Below are 17,599 nucleotides of genomic sequence, written 5' to 3' on the forward strand. Positions count from 1 at the left end.
CCTATGGCGCGCGCGAGGTGATCATGTCGGACACCGCCCGGGCCATGGTGGCCGAGCGCGGGCAGGAGGACTGGGACAGCGAATTCGGCCGCTTCCCGCGGCTGTTCCAGGGCCATGAGGAAATCCCCGGCCTGACCTGGCCGACCACGACCTTCTCGGACAGCATGACGGTCTATCTCGGCAAGCGCCGGGTCGACATCCTGCATCTGGGCCGCGCCCATACCGCGGGCGACGCGGTGATCTGGGTCCCGGACCAGGAGGTGATGTTCACCGGCGACATCGTGGAATACCAAATTCCGGCTTCCAAGTGTCGAAGTTCGGGGGGCAGGAAGGCTAACTGGCGGACGGGGTGCGGCTGACCATGATGTCTTGCGGTTGCAGCCGCTCCGTGTTGGTTTCCGTTGTCGCGAGTGCCATGCGAAGTTCGGAACATCGTGAGATGTCGTGCAGTCCTGGTTCGCCGAATCGCTGCGGCGAGGGCGTGATGCTTCTTTGGAGCTGCAGGCCGCACCATGGAGGTTCTCGCTGCCGCTGTTCAGGCGGCGGCGGGATCAGTGCATCCGGGTCGCTTTGCGCAATGGGCGGCGCCTCACAAGTTTTCCCTTTGTTCATCGTGTGTTCCTGTGAGCCAATTCGGCTAAGGTCTTTTTTTGTGCAAATTCGTTACACGGCTTAATTTCGCATCGCGGCGCAGGCATTGGCCTGCCGCCAGAGCTCGAGCCCGGCGAAGATGTCGCCCTGCGCCAGCGTGCCGTTGCGGAGGTAGCGGCCTTCGAGCGGCACCGTCATGTCGCCCCAGCCATGGGTGTGGAACAGCCGCACCGGACCGGCGCAGGCTTCGGGCAGCGGCCGCCAGAACCCGCCCGAAACCGGGGCGAAGCCGCGCACGATCCCCGGTTCCGCACAGGCGAGGTAGCTGGTCATGAAGCCCCCGGCCGAGAAGCCCGCCATCAGGATGCGGCCGCGCGGCAGGCCGTGGCGGGTCTCCAAGAGGCCGAAGAGCTCGGCGAAATAGCCCGGCTCGTCACGGCCGCCGCCGCGGAAGGCCCAGGAATTGCCGCCGCCCTGGCCTCCCGCCGGCCGCGATGACCCTGCCATCGCCCAGCAGGGCGGCGGCCTCGGCCAGCACCTGCCGGACGGCCGCGCCGAGCGCCGTCGGAGCGATCATCCGGAACGCTGCCCTGCGAGAGACCCGGCAGGCCGGTGCTTCGGGACGTCTCTGAAAAGATGGCCCTTTGCCTGGCCGAAAGCCGCCATCCCGGCGCAGGAGACCGCGCCGCAGAGCACCGGGACGACGGCGATGAGGCACAGGTCGCCGAGGTCGCGGCGGGCATTGCCCGGGCGGGGATCGGGGGCACCGTCGAAGGCGGGGAGGAACAGATGCATGGCGTCTGCCTCCGGCGGCGGGTGTCCGCCCTCCCGACGCTGCAAGCGCGGCGCCTCGGGACCTCAGGGCCAAATGCTTTGCGCAACAACGCCGCTTTCATCCAACAGGGAAGCTAAGTTGACGCAATGTCAGCGCGCCAGCACCAGATCGGCGCGCAGCCCGCCATGTGCGGCACTGCTGCCGAGCCTGAGCTGGCCGCCATGGCTGCGCGCGATATCCGCGGCGATCGACAGGCCGAGCCCGACGCCCGGCAGGTTCTGGTTGCGCGCGGGATCGAGCCGCGCGAAGGCCTTCACCGCCTGGTCGCGCTCCACCTCCGGGATGCCCGGCCCGTCATCCTCCACCCGGATCGTCAGCGACCGCTTGCCCGCCTCGAGGCTGATCCAGGCATGGCGGCCATAGCGCACCGCATTGCCCACCAGGTTGTCGAGCGCGCGCTGCACCGCCATCGGCCGCATCTGCACCTGCCCCGATGGGCGTCGTCACGGCGACAGGCACGGCCAGCGAGGTCAGCGCCAGCGCGCCCATGCCGATCGCGGCGCCGCCCCAGACCGAGCGGTCCGCCAGCTTGCCGCCGATCCAGTTGCCGAGCGTCAGGCCGATGCCGATCAGCACCAGCATCAGCGTGACGGTGCCGGCCCCCGCGCCGCCGATCTCCTGCAGGATCGGCGCGACATAGGTGTAGATCGCGAAGAAGCTGCCGGCGAAGAGGATCGTCGCGGCGACGGTGCGCAGCATCTGCGGCCGCAGGAGCGCCCCGAGTTCGCGGGCATTGGGACGGCTGCCGCTGCCGGTCTTCGGCAGGGTCGCGGCGATCCCGGCAAGCGCCAGGAGGCCGAGCAGGGCAGTGCCCGCGAAGGCGCTGCCCGGGCTGCGGCGGCACGGCAGCAGCCCGCCAGATGTCGCGCGTCGCGCCGCCCGGCAAGGCCAAGGGCATTCTGGCCTCGGCCCGCAAGCAGGCCGCGCGGGAGGGCCATTTCAGCAATTATTCCGCCTCGGAGCGCAAGGCAGCGCTGAAATAGCCCGCCACGGGGCTCACTCCGGCAGGGCGAGCAGCTCGGCCCTGCCCGGCGCGAAACCGGCAGAGATCCAGGCGTCCTTCAACGCCGCAAGCCGCTGTCCCAGCGCCGCGCCCTCGTAGCCCTGTGCAATCAGGTCCTTCGCCGTGACCGGGAAGCGGGCTGCGGCGCCGCGGGCGATCGCCGCCTCCAGCCCTTGCGGCAACGGCTGGCCGGTCAGCGCCGCCTGGATCAGCACTACACAAAATCATTCTCAACAACTACTTTATAATATATACATTCAACTCACAAAATTTAACCTTTCTTTTCATAAAACAATTAAAAAACACTCTATTTATAAAATCTACAAATAAATATTCAAACCTCCTTAAAACCTTCGTTAAAAACAAAATTTCTTCATATTATACTAAACAAAAAAATTCTCAATAACTTCCTTATATTATATATATTCAACTCACAAAATTAAACAATCCTTTACACAAAACAAACTTAAAACACTCTTTTTATAAAATTTACAAATAAAAATTTCAACCGCTTTAAAATCAATAATAAAATAAAAAATATCTTCCTATAAAAACTAAACAAAATAATTCTCAAAAACTCCTTTATAATATATACATTCAACTCACACTCGATGCCGCGCTCGCTGCGATGGCTCCGGGGCGGCCCTGTTCGGCGGCACATGACGCGGCGCAGGCGGTGATCGATGCGGCCGGGCACACGGCCGCCTTCCGCAAGCGGATCGGCTATTCCATGGGCGCCGCCTTCGCGCCCGACTGGGGGGAGGGCGCGATCCTGTCGCTCTTCTCCGGGGTGGAGCGCGCGCTGGAGCCGGGCATGGTCTTCCACCTGCCCGCCACGCTGCGCCGCTACGGCGCTTTCACCGTCGGCGCCTCGGAGACCGTGATCGTCACCGAAACCGGCATCGAGGTGCTCTCCTCCCTGCCCCGCGGCATCACCCGCTGCTGACCCCGCCGCCCGGCTGCCCCGCCGCCGTCCCGGCGCAGAGGTCCATGAAGCGCCCGTCCCGCCGCAGCTGATGCATGTCTTCATCGCGGTGTTCTGCGTGATCGGCGCCTTCGCGATCCGCAACGACATGAACGACGTCTACGTGATGGCCGCCTTCGGCGTGGTCGGCTTCGTCTTCTCCCGGCTGTCGCTGCCGGTGACGCCCTTGGCCTTCGGGCTGATCCTCGGCCCGATCCTCGAGGAGAACCTGCGCCGCAGCCTGATGATCAGCCGCGGTTCCTGGTCGATCTTCCTCGAGCGGCCGATCTCGGCGGCGCTGATCGCGGTCTGCGCGGTCCTGGTGGCCCTGCCGCTACTCGCCGCGATCCGGACCCGTCTGCGCCAGAGAGCCGACGCCTAGCGCAAAACCAGGCAAGTTCACGGACGGAGCGACGGTGGCGCCGTCTTGATGGATGGGGCTCTTCGACGGCGCGCCGCCCGAGGGGCGCGGTGCCTCCGCCGATCTGGCGCGGCTCTTGCGGCTGCCGGTCGTTCTCGTGGTCGATGCCCGCTCGATGTCCCAGTCCGTCGCGCCGCTGGTTGCGGGCTTCGCCCGGCACGATCCGGAAGTGGAAATCGCGGGCGTGATCCTGAACCGGGTCGGCAGTGCGCGCCATGAGACGATGCTGCGCCGGGCGCTGGCGCCGCTGGGCATCCCCGTTCTCGGCGCGGTACCGCGCGATGCGGGCATCGCCCAGCCCTCGCGGCATCTGGGGCTGGTGCAGGCCGGGGAGCATGACGATCTGGAGGCCTTCCTCGGCCGGGCCGCCGCGCTGGTTGCCGGGCATGTCGACCTCGACGCCTTCGCGCCGCGCTCGCGGGGATCGTCGATGCCGAGGCCGGGATCGCCCGCTGGTCGCCCGCGCTCGATGCCCGCGACCTGCCGTTCCGCGCCGCGCTGCAGTCCGCCTCCGGCCTGCCCTGCTTCATCGACAACGACGCCAATCTGGTCGCCATGGCCGAACTCTATTTCGGCGAGGGCAAGGGGATCGAGGATTTCCTCGTGGTCACGGTGGAGGCGGGCGTCGGGCTCGGCATCGTTCTGGGCGGCCGCATCTACCGCGGCACCCGCGGCTGCGGCGCCGAGTTCGGCCACATGAAGGTGCAGATCGACGGCGCGCTCTGCCGCTGCGGCCAGCGCGGCTGCCTGGAAGCCTATGTCGCCGATTACGCGCTGCTGCGCGAGGCGGCGCTGCGCCCCGGCACGCAGCAGCAGCCGCCTCCGGCCCGGGCAGCGGCGACCGCCCGGGCTTTTCCTGCGGACCGGACATCTGCCGTGCCGGGCAAGCCGGTACCCGCGCTCTGCCTGCTTTTCCGGATCAGAACGGCCCGGAAGCCGTCCAGACAGCCCAGCGGCGCCGCACCCGCATGAAAACGGGTCCCGGCAAGCCTCCTCCGGGCGGGAGGCCCTGCCGAAACCGGCCAAGCGCGGCGAACAGCTTGCCCGTCCCCCTGCGGCGCCTGTGCCAATCCGCCCGGGGCAGCACGGGCGGAAACAGCCCGCGGCCGGAGGATGCCGGAGCGTCCTTGAGGCAGGGTCGGCAGGCTCCGGAAAAGCCGCCGGCCCGCGTCACCGCTGCCATGACCGGCGCCGACGTCCTCGCTGGCAGCCGCCTGCGGCGACCGCGTGCCGCTCGAGGCCGAGCGCGGCTACCATGTCGAGCTGGCGGGCGATGCTCCCGAACTGCCGGTGCCGGTCATGCCGCAGGACCTGAAAGCCGGGATCGTCCGCACCAGGAGCGGCTTCCGGATCGCGGGCCAAGTCGAATTCGCCACCGCCGATGCCGCCCCCGACTGGGCGCGCGCCGAGATCCTGCGCGAAGCGCTCGGTTCCTGCTTCCCGGCCCTGGCGGACTGGACGGGCGAGATCACCCGCTGGCAGGGCAACCGCCCTTCGACGCCCGACGGCCTGCCGGTGATCGGCCCGGCCAGCGGCTGCAAGGGCGTCATCCACGCCTTCGGCCATGGCCATGTCGGGCTCTGCACCGCGCCTGCCACGCCCGGCACATGAGCCGGCGCTGAAGCGGCTCCTCGCCTACCGCCTTGCCCATGTCCCCAAGGAGGGCGAGCCGGTCCGGCGCAGGGCCCATCGGAGCGACTGCACGGAAGAGGAATGGACGCTGGCCGCCGAACTCGCCGGTCCGGACTGGCGGCTGCTGGCCACGGGCCTGGACGACGACGGCGCGCCGGTGGCCGAAGTGGCGCATGAGGCCCTGATGCGCTCCTGGCCCAGGCTGTCCGGCTGGCTCCAGGCCGAGCGGGGCTTCCTGATCTGGAAGGGGACGCTGGAGGCCGCCAGGCAGGACTGGGATGCCGCGCCGCCGGATCGCCGCGACGATGCCCTGCTGATGGGGCTGCCTATGGAGACAGCGGGCCAGTGGCGAAGCACCCGGGGCGAGGCGGTCCGGCCCTGCCGCTGCAGCTGGCGGGGAGGTTGGGGGCAGGCTGGCGGAGACCGCCGCGCGCGGGGTTTCCGGCGTCGGCAGCCCCGCGGAGCGGACCTCGATCAGCGGGTTCCGTTCGGCCTGCTCCTCGAGGTAGCTGGACAGGTCCTGCTGTCCCAGCCGGAGCATCCTGAGCGCCTGGATGGTCTGCGCCGAGATGTGCAGGCCCTGTTTCTGCCGAAGGTGAATGGTGCGTTCCAGGAACATGGCAGTCCTCCCCTGCTGCTGTGTCACGAAGATCTTTTTCCTCAGTCCCGCGCCGGACGTCGCCGCGGGTACGGCGGGCCTGCGGTGCCCGCCGCGGGGACGGCGCTGTCCGATCCGGCTGGGGCCAGCGGATCCGGCGCGGAACCCCCGCGAGGCCGAGGCCTATCGCGCCGCGCTCGACGCCCGAGACCGGGCTGCCGCCGGGCTGGCCGCGAGCTATCCGATGGACCGGCTCGACACGCTGCCGCTCGACACGCTGGATGCCGACTGGCGCCGGGCGCAGGCGAAGTTCTGGCCATTCTCGTGGTTCGCGAAATCCTCGGTCCGCCGCCTGCTGCAGACCTATGCGACCGGCGGCAAGGCCGATCCGGCGCGCGACATTTCCGGGCTGGCCGAAGCCCGCCGCCAAAGCGACGCCATTGCCGCCTCGCCGCTGTCCGATGCCACCGATGCCGAACGGCTGGAGCGCTGGAGCAATGAGGCGAGCGCGCTGCGCGCCGCCACAGACGCGCTGGCCGCGGAAGCGGGGGACCCCGCCCGCTGGCATCTGCCCCCTCCCGGCCTTGTCCGGCAATCAGCCCGCCTGTCCGAGCAGCTTCAGCGCGTTCTCCTTCAGGATCAGCGGCCGCACCTCGTCGCGGAACTCCGCCTTGTCGAAGGCCGCCAGCCACTTCTCCGGCGCGATCATCGGCCAGTCCGACCCAAACAGCATCTTGTGCTTCAAGAGCGTGTTCGCGTAGCGCACCAGGATCGGCGGGAAATATTTCGGCGACCAGCCCGACAGGTCGATATGGACGTTGGGCTTGTGGGTCGCGACGCTCAGCGCCTCCTCCTGCCAGGGGAAGCTCGGATGCGCCAGGATGATCGGCATGTCCGGAAAATCCACCGCGACATCGTCGACATGCATCGGGTTCGAGTATTTCAGCCGCATGCCGTTGCCGCCGCGCTGCGCAAGGGCGCGGCGGCCGCCGACGCGGCGCTGGCCTCCGGCGCGGAGCTCGGTCCGCTGCACGGGCTGCCCTTCGGCGTGAAGGACATGATCGACGTCGCCGGACTGCCGACCACCTTCGGATCGGAGCTGTTCCGCAACAACATCGCGACCAAGGACGACGCCATCGTCGCCGCCATGCGCGGCGCCGGCGCAATCCCGATGGGCAAGACCAACAACCCTGAATGGAGCGCGGGCGGCAACACCCGCAACCGCGTCTACGGCGCCACGGCCAACCCGCATGACCTGACGCGCACCTGCGCCGGGTCCTCGGGCGGCTCGGCAGCGGCACTGGCCGCCGGCTATTTTCCGCTCGCCACCGGCTCGGATACGGGCGGGTCGCTGCGCAACCCGGCCGCCCCCGCTCCCGCCGCACGGCCAGCGCCGCCGGATGGGAGGGGCCGAGATGGCAGGCCAGCTGCGCCTCTGCCATGTCGTAGAGCCGTTCCGCCTCCGCCGGGTCGCCCAGCTCCTGCCGGATGATCGCGGCGCGATGCGCGGTCAGGGCCAGATCCTGCGCTCCCGCGCCTTCCGAGAAGAACAGCCGCCGCGCGCGGTCGTTCGACAGTTCGGCCTCGGCATAGCGCCCACGCATCAGTTCCAGCTCGGCGCGCAGATAGGCGGAATGCCCGTCCGGCGCGCCGGACGGCGCCTCCAGCACGGCGATGCCGGCCTCTGCCGCGGCGAAATCTCCGGCGGCAAGGTCGAGCTGGGCCGCGATATGGCCCTGTTGCCGCAGTGCCCCGCCGGGACAGGCAGCCGACCTGGTCGTTGCCCCCGGCCACCGGCTGGCGCTCAGCGATCCGGCACTGCTCCGGCACTGCCGCTCGGCCACGGTACTGTTCCCGGCCGCCGCCCTGGCCGATGGCGAGGCGATCGCGCCGCTGCCGCCCAACCGCGGCTGGACCTTCCTGCAGCTGCTGCTGCCGCATCATGCACTGCTCCTCGCCGAAGGATGCGCTTCGGAAAGCCTGTCAGGCAACGATGTGCAGCAGGCCGGGGGCGACATTCCGGTCCGGATCGACGGGCTGCCGGTCACCCGCGGCGGCCATCCGCTGCCCGCTCCGGAACTGGGCGAAGCCCGCCTGATCTGGCGCAGCCTGCGGGACCGCGACGGCAGCCTTAGCGCCCCGCCGCTGCAGCACCAGCCCCGGATCGGCAGCCGGATCGGCGGCACCACCGCCATGTCGGGCGCGGGGCTCTGGGTGCCGGGCAACCATCTTGCCGTGGCCTCTGGCCTGCAGGACAGCGCAGAGGAGGCCGCCGCCTATCTGGCCGCTGCCGCGCCGCCGGGCTGGGCGGAGACCGAAGCCCCCCGCTGGCATGCCATGGCGGAGGCTGCGCCGCGGATGCTGCGCTTCCTCGAAGAGGCGACGCCGCTCAGATTTGCGCTTTCGGATGACAGCGATCCCTATCCGGACCTGCCGGGCGGAAAATCCCGCGGGCGGATGGTCTCGACCCGGCCGCTGCGCAAGCTGCGCGCGCCCGATCTGCAGCCGCCGCATGTGCCGCATGTCTTCACCTATCAGGAACCCCGCGCCCTCGATCCCTGGCACCGCCCGGCCCGCCGTCCGGCGCATGGCCGCGATCATGCGCCCGCGCCGGATTTCGCGCACCCCGACGGTGCGCCGCCCCGCTGGCCCCGCGGACCGGCCTTGCCCGTGTCCCGCCATCGTCCCGCCCTGAAAAGCGGAAGGCCATAACGGAGGACTGTCTCCGGCGGCCTCCGGGACCAGCGGCATCGCGCCTTTCCGATGACAGGCGGCGATCAGGTGGCGGGCAGCTCCGCCTCGCGCATTCCAGAACGGCGCCGCAGTCTCTTGCCTTGCGACCCCGGAAGCGGGAGGCGGCCATTCGCGCAGGCATCCGGCTCCGGCAGGACCGGATGCCTGCCGCCGCCCGCCGCCGACAGAGCCGGACGCAAGGGCGATAGCCCGGCGCGCGGTGCCGACCGCGTCTCAGGTCCATGCCACATAGAGCGTTCCTTGAGCGCGTCATGCGCCAGCCGGTGATCGCGGCGCGGGCGCCGGGGCGGACCTGCACGGCGTCGCGCGACAGGAGGTCGACGGCGATCTCCAGATTGGCGAGGTCGCCGATTTCGAGGATCGGCGTGCCGGGCAGCACCACCTGCTCGTCCTCGGTCGCCACCCGCAGGATGCGGCCCGAGACCGGCGTGACGATCTCGGTGCAGCAGCTGGCGGCGGCATGGCCGTTGCCCTCGGCCAGGAGCGCCCGGGCGCTGTCGAGCTTGCGCTCCTGCACCGACAGGTTGGCATGGGCGCTTTCCACCGCGGCGGCGGCGGTGCGCTGTTCCAGAACGGCATTGTCGAGCACCTGCGCCGGGATCGCGGCGCGGTCGAAAAGCCGCTGCGCCCCCGAAGACAGGGACCATCGGCCATCCGCGGGGAGGCGCGGCCGCCGCGGCGGCGGGCCGGGGGCAGCCAGCTACGGACCGGGCTCCGGCTGTGCCTCTTCCAGCGGATAGCCCCCGAGCTCCCAGCCATCGGTGCCGTCGGGAAACCAGTGCACCGCGGTGTAGCCGTAGCCCACCGCGCGCTTGGCGGCGTTCCAGGACATCCAGCAGTCCATCTGGCAGAAGATCACCAGCGGATGCGCATAGTCGCCGCCTGCCGCGCGCGACAGCCCCTCCCGCAGGTAGCGCTCGGTTTCGGGCGCCAGCGCGCCGTAGCCGGTATTGGGCAGCCAGATCGTGCCCGGCACCGAGGGCCGCGGCTGGTCGCGCCAGATCGTGCCCTCGGGCAGGTTGGCCGGCTTCGGCCGCGATGCTGGCCCGCGACCGCGACGACCCGGCCCTGACCCTGGCGCGGGCCGAGGCGCTGCTCCGGCTCTGCCGCGACACCGGCATCCCGTTCTGGCAGCCCTATGGCAAGATCCTCGCCGGCTGGGCCATGGCGATGCAGGACGATCCGGCCGGCCTGGAGCGGCTGCAATCCGGCCTGGACGCCATCGGACAGATGGAGGTCCGGCTGATCCATCCCTACAATCTGGCGCTCCTTGCCGAAGCCGGCGCCCGGCATGGCCGGACAGCCGAGGGTCTGGGCCTGCTCGCCCGCGGATTGCGGCTGGCGCGCGCGACCGGCGAACGCTGGTACGAGGCGGAAATGCTGCGGCTCTGGGCGGAGCTGTCACTGAGGCTCGGACGCGGGTCCAGCGCCCGCCGCGCGCGGGATGGACGGGGGTGTCCGCTTGCCGGGACCGCAGCGGCCGCAGAGCATTGGGCATGCGGTGCTCCCATGCGTCCCGGGACGGGCCGCCCTCCGTCTCGTCCCGCCGTCTTCCGTCCCCGGAACGGCGCGGGGTTGGCGGCCTGCATCGCGGTCCAGCGGGACGGCCATTCCGCTGCGACCTCGGGAAGCCTGCCTCGCGCAGCGCCGTGCCATGGTCCATGGCCGCCTGCGCGCCGGAAATCGCGGCATATGCGTTTGCCATGCCGGAGGGTCTCGCGTCCGGCCAAGCCAATCCGAGGGGCAGGGACTTCCGCAAGCCGCTTCTGCCGGAGGAGGGTTGCGGTCCCGGTGCGGTGGCGGACCGGGACCGCCCAAGCGGTCCGCGTCCGGCGGGAGCCCTCGGGCTGCGCGCCAACCTGGCGAGGATTTCCGCCGCGGAGCTGACCGGGCGGCTGGCCGGGCAGGGCATCGAGACGCGGCCCGATCCGCGCAGCCCCGCAGCGCTGATCGCCGTGGGACGGCCGCGCGGGATCACCCAGCTGGCGGAGTATCACGACGGGCTCCTCGAGCTGCAGGATGCCGGATCGCAATGGATTTCCGACCTCGTGCCGCTGGAGCCGGGCCAGGCGCTTCTGGATTATTGCGCCGGGGGCGGCGGCAAGACGCTGGCCGTGGCGGCGCGGGTCAAGGGGCGGTTCCATGCCCATGACGCGCATCCGAAGCGGATGGCGGATCTGCCGGTGCGCGCGGAGCGGGCCGGGATCCGGGTCGCGCTCTGTCCGCCCGGCTCCGCGCTGCCGGCCACCCGGCCGCGGGCGATCGCGGCGGTGACCAGCACGCCATGGGCGAGGCCGGGCAGATCGTGCTCGGCGGCATAGGGGGCGCGGCCGGTGACCTTGAGCAGCCCCTCGGGACGGTCGAGCGGGCGGCCGATCACGCCCTGGCCGGTCTGGTCCAGAAGATGCGGCTGCGGGGCGTCCATGCGGAATTCGAGGGTCATGCGAAAGCCTCCGTGCGGTCGGTTCCGGTGCTGGCAGGGGCGGTGCCGGTCAGTTCGCGCAGCACCGCCTTCATCGTGCGTGCGAGCAGCGGCACCTTGAAGGCGTTGCCCTCCTCGGTCCGCGCGCCCGCGAGCACGATCCGCGCGGCTTCGTCGAACAGCGCGTCCGCGGGCCGCGCGCCGGTCAGCAGCGCATCTGCCTCTGCATCCCCCCGGCGCTGTGGCAGGCGGGATCGAGGCCGGGCGCCTCGAGCCGCGTGCCCATCAGATCGAGCGCGCCGCTGCCCGCGTCATGGCGGGCAGTGAACAGGTTGTTGCCGCCGATGAAGCCCGCGACGAAGGCGCTGGCCGGGGCGGCATAGAGCTCGCGCGGGGTCGCGAGCTGCACGAGCCGGCCCTTGTCGAAGACCGCGATGCGGTCCGACATGGCATAGGCCTCCTCCTGGTCGTGGGTCACGTAGAGGAAGGTCACCCCGGTTTCGCGGTGCAGCCGCTTCAGTTCCTGCTGCATGGTTTCGCGCAGCGTCCGGTCGAGCGCCGAGAGCGGCTCGTCGAGCAGCATCAGGCGCGGCCCGAACGACAGCGCCCGCGCCAGCGCGACGCGCTGCTGCTGGCCCGCAGCTTCGCGGCCCGTGCGGGCGGCTCGGTCGGCATCGCCGCCTGCATCTGCCGCGCCCGCTGCGGCGCGGTGCGGATCAGCTCGGGGATCAGCTCGGCCTCGGGCAGGTTCTTCCAGTATTTCCGCGGCATCTCCGACGTCATCGCCGAGACCATCAGCCGGGCCGGGTTGAAGATATTTGCGAAATAGGTCCGCCACAGATCCTCGGCCGCGTCGGCGGGCGGCGGCGCGGCGCCGTCGGGTTCGGAAAAGCTGAGCTGCCCCGTCTCGAAGCGCGCGGTCAGATGCGGCGTGGCGATCACCCAGTCCATGTCGCCGAAGCGCCTGGCGAAAAACGGCGCGGCCGCCTCCGCGATCGGGTGATCCGGTTCGAACCAGGCGGCGAAGGCGCGGCGCGCCGCCCCGGTGACGCTGGCCGTCGGCCGCCATGTCCGCGCGCCGCGGCGCTACCGCGGCCGGGAGGTCTTCGAGCTGCTCGCGGAGAGCGGCTTTCTGGAGGCCCTGCGCCCGGAACATGCCGACCCGGCTCATCTGATGGCGCTGCCCTCTTTGCAGCTCACCGGCTCCGGCGAGGGCGGGGCGCTTGGCCTCGACCGGTTGCAGGCCATGGGCCTGAAGATCGTCGGGCGGGCACTCGGAGCGGAGGGCGGGACCCTGCACCTCGATCCTGCGCTCGGCGCCGAAATCGACGCAGGCGAGCGGCGGCGGCGCAAGTTGCTGACCCATATCGAGACCCATCTGGCCGCAACCGGCAGCGCGCTGACTGCCGACCCAGGGGCCTGGTGCGCCCCGGAGCTGCCGCGCGTCGCGAAGCCGGGCGGCAACCGCCCGCGCCGCTCGCGCAGCCGGCGCCGCCCGGCCAAGGCCTCGGCTGCCTGATCGTCACTGGTCCATCCGGACAAAATGCACAGGGGGGGCAGGCTGCAAACGCAGCCTGCCCTTCGGCTTTTCGGCAGGCAACCTGATCAGCGAACCCGCGTTCAATTCTGTCCCTTGCTCGATTTCGATGCAGGCCGCGCCGGGGCGGCGGCTATCTTTTCCGGCGCACGTTCAGACGGATAACCACGATGCAACAGACCCGTTTGGCGCCATGGCTGCCCAGGGCGGAACGGGAACGGTGCGGCGGCTGCGGGAACGGCGCCGACCTCCGGCGCCGCCTGCCGTCCAGGGACGTCAGGGGCAGCCTCCGCGCCGCTTGGAGACGGCTGCCCGCCGTCGCCGGTGCCGAAGCCGCGGAAGGCGAGGGAGAGCCGCCAGGGCGGCGCCCCGCCGGCGATCTGCGCGCTCCATTCCGCCATGCCGTAGCGGGCCAGCGCCATGTCGATGGCCGCGCAGAGCGCGATGCCGAGGACGAAATGCGCGTATGTTGCCGCGCGCGCGGCCCGCGCGACGCCCAAGGTGGCGGCCATGATCAGGAAGGCGGAGGACAGGCTCAGATATGATGTGAGCACGATCCCGGCATCTTCCAGCCGCGGCGCGAGGCTGCGCGCGCCGTAGCCATAGGCATCGGCCATGTCGCGGAAAACCGAGACCCGCAGGCAGCAGACCAGCAGGAGCGGCACGATCCAGCGCAGCGGCGGCGCCCAGGCGGCAAGCAGCCTGCAGCCGCCGTCGGCCGCCCATCGACATCGAGCCCGGCCGCCGCCGCAGCCTCGCGAAGCCGCGTGAGGTGCTGCACCGGCACCGACCGGTCGCCGAGCGCATAGGCGAGGAACAGCGGCACCTGCGGCACGCCATGGGGATGCGCCGCCAGCCCGACCGGCCAGGCATCGTAAAAGGCCTGCTTCTCGGCCGGCGGATAGTCCGGCTTGCCCTCCGGAAACTTGTGGTCCCGGTGATTGGCGTTGAGCGGCGCATAGCCGATCACCGCCCCGGCCGCCTGCGGTGCGTGGCAGGCCAGCACCCCCGCCAGATGCCCCCCCGAGGAAAGCCCGACGATGAAGAGCGGCAGCGGCGCCATCGCCCCGAGATGCCGCAAAGCCGCCAGCCCGTCCTGCAGCGCCGCCTCGGCAGGCCAGGCGCCGCCCCGCGGGTGCCGTCAGGCGGTCGGCAGCGGCACCGGCCGGCCGCCTGCGCGCAGGCTGGCCTTCAGATCATGGGTGCGCAGCAGCTCCGGACGGCCGAGCGCCACCAGCAGCCAGTTGATCCCGTAGAACAGCAGCACGCCTCCGGCCTTGGTGAAGGACGTGCCCGGAAGGATCTCGCCGGCCTCGTAGCTGGCCTTGCAGGGCTCCAGCTCGGGCGCGGTCAGGTCGCGGCACATCAGCGGCCGCACCGGATGGGCGCGGCAGGCCTTGGTCCCGGGATCGAGCGCGGGGCAGGCGTCTTCGTGGAACGTGGCCGGCGGCAGTCCGGCGATTGCCTCCGCCACGGCGGCGATCTCGGCTTCGGTGGCCGAGACGCGCGGGACGAAGACGCAGCAGAAGAAGCAGCCTCGCTGCGCAGCGGCAGCGCAGCAACAATCCGGCGGGCATGGAGATGCCCGTCCGGCAAGGGCCGCGCGCCCTCGAGCCCCGGCCAGTCCGGCACCACCGAAGCCCCCGCCCCGCTTTTCACCAGTGCCGAAATCGCTTCCAGCCCGTCGAGCGCGCAGAGCCGCTGCGGCGCCAGCTCGCGATCCGCGAGATAGCGCTCGGCGATGCGCCCGCCCCAGCTCTGCGGATCATAGGCGATCAGCGGCAGCCGGGCGAAGACCTCTTCCGGCGGCAGATCCTCCATGCCCGGCGGCGCCAGCAGCACGAGCGGTTCCTGGCGCAAGGGCAGGAACCGCATCTGCGCCGGGCTGTCGCCGGGCGGCGCCACGATCAGCGCGGCATCGATCCGCCCCTCCGCCAGCGCGGCGCGCCGCGCGGCCGCCGCGCCTCGATGGCCGCAAGGCTGCGCCTGGCCGAGGCCGCCGCCCGGATCTGACCACCACCACAACCCGGAACACAGGACTTCCCGGCGCCCGGCGCGGCGGGGACACGGCCGCGCTTTGCGGCAGACAAGGAGAACAGGATGAATTTGGACGATCTTCGCCGCGCCCGGCAAGCGGCCCTCGACAGCATGAACACAGCCTATGCCGCGCTCACCGCGCTCGAGGACAATGCCGAGGCCACGGACGAGCAAATTGCTGCCGCCCAGGCGGCCTTCGAAGCCGCGGATGCGGAGTTCAAGACGGCGGACACGCGGGTCAAGCGCGGCGAGACCGTCGAGCGCGCGGCCGCTGCGGCTGCCTCCGGCGGCGATCTCGGCGCACCGGCGGCACCCCCGGTCGCCGCATGCTCCGCGCTGCCGCCGCCCGGATCGGCGATCCGCGTGACCGTGCCCTTCAGCAGCACCACCGCCTGGGCGCGCTCCACCGCCTGGAACAGCAGCCGCCGCTGCGCCAGGCCGGTCCTTGCCGCGCGCATTTCATGCGCCTCCGCCGGAAACAGCCGGGCGAATTCTCCCATATGCGGCGTCAGCACCACCCGCCGGTGCAGCATCGAGAACAGCCTCTCGGGATCGTCGGCAAAGACGGTCAGCGCATCGGCGTCGAGCACCGCGGCACGCCCCGTGCCCAGCACCGCCGAGACCAGCGCCCGGGTCCGTTCGCCGGTACCGAGACCCGGCCCGAGGCAGATCGCGTTGATCCGCGGATCGGCCAGCACGCCGCGCAGCGCCTCGGCATCGGCCAAAGCGGCCCTCGAGCCGCGACAGTTCGGCGGCCTCGTCGGACAGGCGCTGCGCCAGTGCCGCGAATTCCGTGTCGGCATGCAGCCGCAGCGCCGCCGCCGCCAAATCCGGCGACAGCTCCAGCGACAGTTCGAGGGTGCGCACGGCCTCGGATTTCTCGGCCAGCGTCGCCTCGAGGTCGCGCAGCCGCTCGGCGAGCGCGTCGGTTTCGGTGACCAGCGCATCGTATTGCCCTGCCGAGATCAGCCCGGTCTGGCGCTGCAGGCGGGAAATCTCCGCGCGTGTGGCCTCCACCGAGGCCTGGTAGTCGCGGATCGCGGCGCCGGCCCCGGCCTCGCGGGTGGCGATCTCGTCGCTGCGCAGCGTGTCGATGCCGTCGAAGAAGGCCGCGAGCAGCGCCGCGGCGCGGTCCAGCGGCAGCGCCCCGAGCTGCGCCAGTCCCGCGAGCACGGCCCCGAGCAGCGCCAGCCGCCCCGCCTGCAGGAGGACCGCCCGCCCGGCATGGGTCCCGCCGAGATACATCTGCGCGATCCGCCGGAGCGTCAGGAAATGCAGCAGCCCCGCGCCGAGACCGCAGGCGAAGCCGATAAGGGAGAGAAGCCAGTCCGTCATTGCCGGTGCATCCATTTCCAGGCGGCGCGGAGCCCCAGCCCCGCGCCGATCATGATCGCGGGCGCGGTGAAGAACACCCCCGTGCCGAGCTGCCGGTCGGCGAAGCGGCCGAGCAGGATGCCCAGCAGGATCGGCGTGACCACCGCCCAGCCGAGAAAGCCGATCTGGCCGAAGCGGCGGCCCAGCGACGGCTCGGGCTCGTCCTCGCGCACCCGCCGCCACGGTTCCGCCGCTGCCGGATGGACCGGCCATCGCCCCGGGCATGTCCCGCGTCAGGCATGGGCGGCAGCCCCGATGCCTCGCCCGGGGACGGGCGGAACTGCCCCGCCTGTCCCGCGCTCCCGGCTAGAACCAGACGGTCTGCGGCCCGTCGAGGATGTGGTCGATGGCCGAGAGCGAGGTCGCGCCCGCCTCCACAGAGGCCTCGGCTTCGGCCTCCAGCGTCCTGACGGTCTCGAGCGCCGCGATCACCGCGTCGATGCGCTCGAAGGGCACGACCACCACGCCGTCGCGGTCGGCCACGATCATGTCGCCGGTCGCGACCTGGCGGCCGCCGATCATCAGCGGCTCGCCGACCTTGCCCGGTCCCTTGGCCGAGGGCGAGGCCGGGTTCAGCCCGGCGCCTTGACACCCGGTCCGAAATCCCGCGACCACCTCTCATGGTGCTGGCTGCCGTGCCGGAGCGGCTCTGCCGGCAGGGACGTGACGGATCGGCTGCGGCGCGGAACTGGCTTGCATCGGAGGATCGGCAACATGTGGCGTTCTGCGGGCGCAGCCGTGCTGTGGCGGGATTGCTTTTGCCGCTTCCTGCCGGGGGGCATGATCCGCTATCCTCCGGCCTCTCTCGGCCGGTGGCCGGCGCGCGGGATGCCCCGACGGCCGCTGCCGGCATCGCAAGAGGCGATGCTGCTCCGGCATCGCGCACCGGGAGCAAGGGAATGACCTCCCGCACCCATGTCGGGACCGATGCGCAGCTCCCGCGCGCCACTGCCGGGTGCGCCCGCATCCGCTGCCCGATCAGGCGGGGGCGGTGCGGGCCCAGTTGCGCGCCGCGGCCGAGCGCGACATGGCGGCGGCCGAACTGGGCGACCGGAGCCTGCGCGCGCCCTTTTCCGGCGTGGTCGGGCTGACCTATCTGTCGCGCGGCCAGATGGCCGACACCTCCACCGAGGTCACCACGCTCGACGACATGGGAACGCTCGAGGTGGCCTTCAGCGTGCCCGAACGCTTTCTCGCGCGGCTCGATCCGCGGCAATCCGTGACGCTGCTGTCCCCGGCCTATCCGGGCGAGGAATTCGCCGGGCGGCTGGCGGCGATGGACACCCGCGTCGACCCGGCGACCCGCTCGATCGCGCTGCGCGCCGAGGTGCCGAACGGCGACGGCAAGCTCCGGCCCGGCATGTTCCTGCGGGTCTCGCTGGTGCTCGACGAGCGCACCGCACAGGCCCCGGCGCATGCGGGCAGCCGGGC

At 71.1% G+C, this 17,599-nt stretch carries 23 protein-coding genes and 8 pseudogenes (1 of these 31 only partly in view); 13 read left to right on the forward strand and 18 right to left on the reverse strand.

Annotated elements, in window-relative coordinates; genetic code table 11:
- Positions 1-341, forward strand: a pseudogene (locus C7T91_RS00510) (MBL fold metallo-hydrolase) (its annotated part extends 103 nt beyond the left edge of the window); the annotation flags it as partial.
- A gap of 331 nt (positions 342-672) precedes the next feature.
- Here the strand turns inward: C7T91_RS00510 and C7T91_RS34320 are convergent.
- From C7T91_RS34320 to C7T91_RS38270, 4 genes are all read right to left on the reverse strand, one after another.
- The gene (locus C7T91_RS34320; protein ID WP_108257571.1) at positions 673-1,098 is read right to left on the reverse strand and encodes an alpha/beta hydrolase family esterase; all 426 of its coding nucleotides are present in this window, start codon (positions 1,096-1,098) and stop codon (positions 673-675) included.
- 66 nt (positions 1,099-1,164) lie between these two features.
- Positions 1,165-1,386: a hypothetical protein gene (locus C7T91_RS00520; protein ID WP_108257572.1), complete on the reverse strand. Its 222-nt coding sequence runs from the start codon at positions 1,384-1,386 to the stop codon at positions 1,165-1,167.
- A 129-nt stretch (positions 1,387-1,515) separates the two neighbouring features.
- Positions 1,516-1,836 (reverse strand): ATP-binding protein, encoded by a 321-nt coding sequence (locus C7T91_RS00525; RefSeq protein WP_330848790.1) that lies wholly within the window; start codon positions 1,834-1,836, stop codon positions 1,516-1,518.
- The gene (locus C7T91_RS38270) at positions 1,721-2,125 is read right to left on the reverse strand and encodes an MFS transporter (RefSeq protein ID WP_330848791.1); all 405 of its coding nucleotides are present in this window, start codon (positions 2,123-2,125) and stop codon (positions 1,721-1,723) included. The genes C7T91_RS00525 and C7T91_RS38270 overlap by 116 nt, the downstream gene beginning before the upstream one ends.
- A gap of 161 nt (positions 2,126-2,286) precedes the next feature.
- On the opposite strand from C7T91_RS38270, the gene C7T91_RS37650 reads away from it, so the two are divergent.
- Positions 2,287-2,409, forward strand: a complete 123-nt coding sequence (locus C7T91_RS37650) for a hypothetical protein (protein WP_269099284.1) — start codon at positions 2,287-2,289, stop codon at positions 2,407-2,409.
- 13 nt (positions 2,410-2,422) lie between these two features.
- On the opposite strand, the gene C7T91_RS00540 is transcribed toward C7T91_RS37650, so the two are convergent.
- Entirely contained in the window at positions 2,423-2,644 is a 222-nt protein-coding gene (locus C7T91_RS00540) for a hypothetical protein (RefSeq protein WP_108257575.1), read from the reverse strand.
- A 332-nt stretch (positions 2,645-2,976) separates the two neighbouring features.
- Between C7T91_RS00540 and C7T91_RS00545 the strand changes: the two genes are divergently transcribed.
- The 6 genes and pseudogenes from C7T91_RS00545 to C7T91_RS38895 form a co-directional block, all read left to right on the forward strand.
- On the forward strand, positions 2,977-3,375 hold the full coding sequence (locus C7T91_RS00545; RefSeq protein WP_269100123.1) for a M24 family metallopeptidase: 399 nt from the start codon (positions 2,977-2,979) through the stop codon (positions 3,373-3,375).
- A gap of 67 nt (positions 3,376-3,442) precedes the next feature.
- Positions 3,443-3,775: a tripartite tricarboxylate transporter permease gene (locus C7T91_RS00550; protein WP_269100124.1), complete on the forward strand. Its 333-nt coding sequence runs from the start codon at positions 3,443-3,445 to the stop codon at positions 3,773-3,775.
- Positions 3,776-3,827: 52 nt separating this feature from the next.
- A pseudogene (locus C7T91_RS00555) lies at positions 3,828-4,277 on the forward strand (nucleotide-binding protein); the annotation flags it as partial.
- On the forward strand, positions 4,259-4,786 hold the full coding sequence (locus C7T91_RS00560; RefSeq protein WP_407943252.1) for an ROK family protein: 528 nt from the start codon (positions 4,259-4,261) through the stop codon (positions 4,784-4,786). The pseudogene C7T91_RS00555 and the gene C7T91_RS00560, both read left to right, overlap by 19 nt.
- A gap of 231 nt (positions 4,787-5,017) precedes the next feature.
- A complete protein-coding gene (locus C7T91_RS00565) occupies positions 5,018-5,425 on the forward strand; it encodes an NAD(P)/FAD-dependent oxidoreductase (protein ID WP_108257578.1) in 408 nt (135 codons plus the stop codon).
- Positions 5,385-5,672: pseudogene (locus C7T91_RS38895) on the forward strand (nSTAND1 domain-containing NTPase); the annotation flags it as partial. The gene C7T91_RS00565 and the pseudogene C7T91_RS38895, both read left to right, overlap by 41 nt.
- A gap of 252 nt (positions 5,673-5,924) precedes the next feature.
- On the opposite strand, the pseudogene C7T91_RS38900 reads toward C7T91_RS38895, so the two are convergent.
- Both C7T91_RS38900 and C7T91_RS00575 read right to left on the reverse strand, forming a co-directional pair.
- A pseudogene (locus C7T91_RS38900) lies at positions 5,925-6,065 on the reverse strand (hypothetical protein); the annotation flags it as partial.
- A 574-nt stretch (positions 6,066-6,639) separates the two neighbouring features.
- Positions 6,640-7,050, reverse strand: a pseudogene (locus C7T91_RS00575) (amidohydrolase family protein); the annotation flags it as partial.
- Between C7T91_RS00575 and C7T91_RS00580 the strand changes: the two are divergent.
- Both C7T91_RS00580 and C7T91_RS00585 read left to right on the forward strand, forming a co-directional pair.
- Positions 6,967-7,536, forward strand: coding sequence for an amidase family protein (locus C7T91_RS00580; protein WP_236637897.1), 570 nt, complete (start codon positions 6,967-6,969; stop codon positions 7,534-7,536). The pseudogene C7T91_RS00575 and the gene C7T91_RS00580 sit on opposite strands and share 84 nt — an antisense overlap.
- A 182-nt stretch (positions 7,537-7,718) precedes the next feature.
- Complete coding sequence (locus C7T91_RS00585) at positions 7,719-8,756, forward strand: Hint domain-containing protein (protein WP_108257580.1); 1,038 nt, start codon at positions 7,719-7,721, stop codon at positions 8,754-8,756.
- A gap of 316 nt (positions 8,757-9,072) precedes the next feature.
- Here C7T91_RS00585 and C7T91_RS38905 read toward each other — a convergent pair.
- Together C7T91_RS38905 and C7T91_RS38910 are read right to left on the reverse strand one after the other, a co-directional pair.
- Positions 9,073-9,387 (reverse strand): annotated as a pseudogene (locus tag C7T91_RS38905) (HlyD family efflux transporter periplasmic adaptor subunit); the annotation flags it as partial.
- A 111-nt stretch (positions 9,388-9,498) separates the two neighbouring features.
- A complete protein-coding gene (locus C7T91_RS38910; protein WP_407943253.1) occupies positions 9,499-10,710 on the reverse strand; it encodes a hypothetical protein in 1,212 nt (403 codons plus the stop codon).
- On the opposite strand from C7T91_RS38910, the gene C7T91_RS00600 reads away from it, so the two are divergent.
- The gene (locus tag C7T91_RS00600) at positions 10,595-11,119 is read left to right on the forward strand and encodes an RsmB/NOP family class I SAM-dependent RNA methyltransferase (RefSeq protein ID WP_145962727.1); all 525 of its coding nucleotides are present in this window, start codon (positions 10,595-10,597) and stop codon (positions 11,117-11,119) included. The genes C7T91_RS38910 and C7T91_RS00600 overlap by 116 nt on opposite strands.
- A 118-nt stretch (positions 11,120-11,237) precedes the next feature.
- On the opposite strand, the gene C7T91_RS32010 is transcribed toward C7T91_RS00600, so the two are convergent.
- The 3 genes and pseudogenes from C7T91_RS32010 to C7T91_RS34335 all read right to left on the reverse strand — a co-directional run.
- On the reverse strand, positions 11,238-11,378 hold the full coding sequence (locus C7T91_RS32010; protein WP_161555663.1) for a hypothetical protein: 141 nt from the start codon (positions 11,376-11,378) through the stop codon (positions 11,238-11,240).
- A 47-nt stretch (positions 11,379-11,425) separates the two neighbouring features.
- Positions 11,426-11,803, reverse strand: coding sequence for an ATP-binding cassette domain-containing protein (locus C7T91_RS34330; protein ID WP_407943261.1), 378 nt, complete (start codon positions 11,801-11,803; stop codon positions 11,426-11,428).
- A gap of 35 nt (positions 11,804-11,838) precedes the next feature.
- A pseudogene (locus C7T91_RS34335) lies at positions 11,839-12,255 on the reverse strand (DUF4130 domain-containing protein); the annotation flags it as partial.
- A 10-nt stretch (positions 12,256-12,265) separates the two neighbouring features.
- Here C7T91_RS34335 and C7T91_RS00615 point away from each other — a divergent pair.
- On the forward strand, positions 12,266-12,739 hold the full coding sequence (locus tag C7T91_RS00615) for a hypothetical protein (protein ID WP_108257585.1): 474 nt from the start codon (positions 12,266-12,268) through the stop codon (positions 12,737-12,739).
- Positions 12,740-12,840: 101 nt separating this feature from the next.
- On the opposite strand, the gene C7T91_RS37655 is transcribed toward C7T91_RS00615, so the two are convergent.
- From C7T91_RS37655 to C7T91_RS00650, 6 genes are all read right to left on the reverse strand, one after another.
- On the reverse strand, positions 12,841-13,422 hold the full coding sequence (locus tag C7T91_RS37655; RefSeq protein WP_269099289.1) for a hypothetical protein: 582 nt from the start codon (positions 13,420-13,422) through the stop codon (positions 12,841-12,843).
- Positions 13,423-13,898: 476 nt separating this feature from the next.
- On the reverse strand, positions 13,899-14,123 hold the full coding sequence (locus C7T91_RS00630) for a hypothetical protein (protein WP_161555664.1): 225 nt from the start codon (positions 14,121-14,123) through the stop codon (positions 13,899-13,901).
- Positions 14,123-14,782: a LysR substrate-binding domain-containing protein gene (locus C7T91_RS00635; protein WP_161555665.1), complete on the reverse strand. Its 660-nt coding sequence runs from the start codon at positions 14,780-14,782 to the stop codon at positions 14,123-14,125. Before C7T91_RS00635 ends, C7T91_RS00630 begins: the two co-directional genes overlap by 1 nt.
- Before the next feature lie 134 nt (positions 14,783-14,916).
- Positions 14,917-15,741 (reverse strand): ADP-dependent NAD(P)H-hydrate dehydratase, encoded by an 825-nt coding sequence (locus C7T91_RS00640; RefSeq protein ID WP_330848793.1) that lies wholly within the window; start codon positions 15,739-15,741, stop codon positions 14,917-14,919.
- A gap of 384 nt (positions 15,742-16,125) precedes the next feature.
- The gene (locus C7T91_RS00645) at positions 16,126-16,341 is read right to left on the reverse strand and encodes an AtpZ/AtpI family protein (RefSeq protein WP_108257591.1); all 216 of its coding nucleotides are present in this window, start codon (positions 16,339-16,341) and stop codon (positions 16,126-16,128) included.
- 133 nt (positions 16,342-16,474) lie between these two features.
- Positions 16,475-16,783 (reverse strand): RraA family protein, encoded by a 309-nt coding sequence (locus tag C7T91_RS00650; RefSeq protein ID WP_108257592.1) that lies wholly within the window; start codon positions 16,781-16,783, stop codon positions 16,475-16,477.
- A 376-nt stretch (positions 16,784-17,159) separates the two neighbouring features.
- On the opposite strand from C7T91_RS00650, the pseudogene C7T91_RS38915 reads away from it, so the two are divergent.
- A pseudogene (locus C7T91_RS38915) lies at positions 17,160-17,555 on the forward strand (efflux RND transporter periplasmic adaptor subunit); the annotation flags it as partial.
- Positions 17,556-17,599: the final 44 nt, after the last annotated feature.

The sequence above is a fragment of the Mangrovicoccus ximenensis genome (assembly GCF_003056725.1).
GTDB classification, from domain to species: domain Bacteria; phylum Pseudomonadota; class Alphaproteobacteria; order Rhodobacterales; family Rhodobacteraceae; genus Mangrovicoccus; species Mangrovicoccus ximenensis.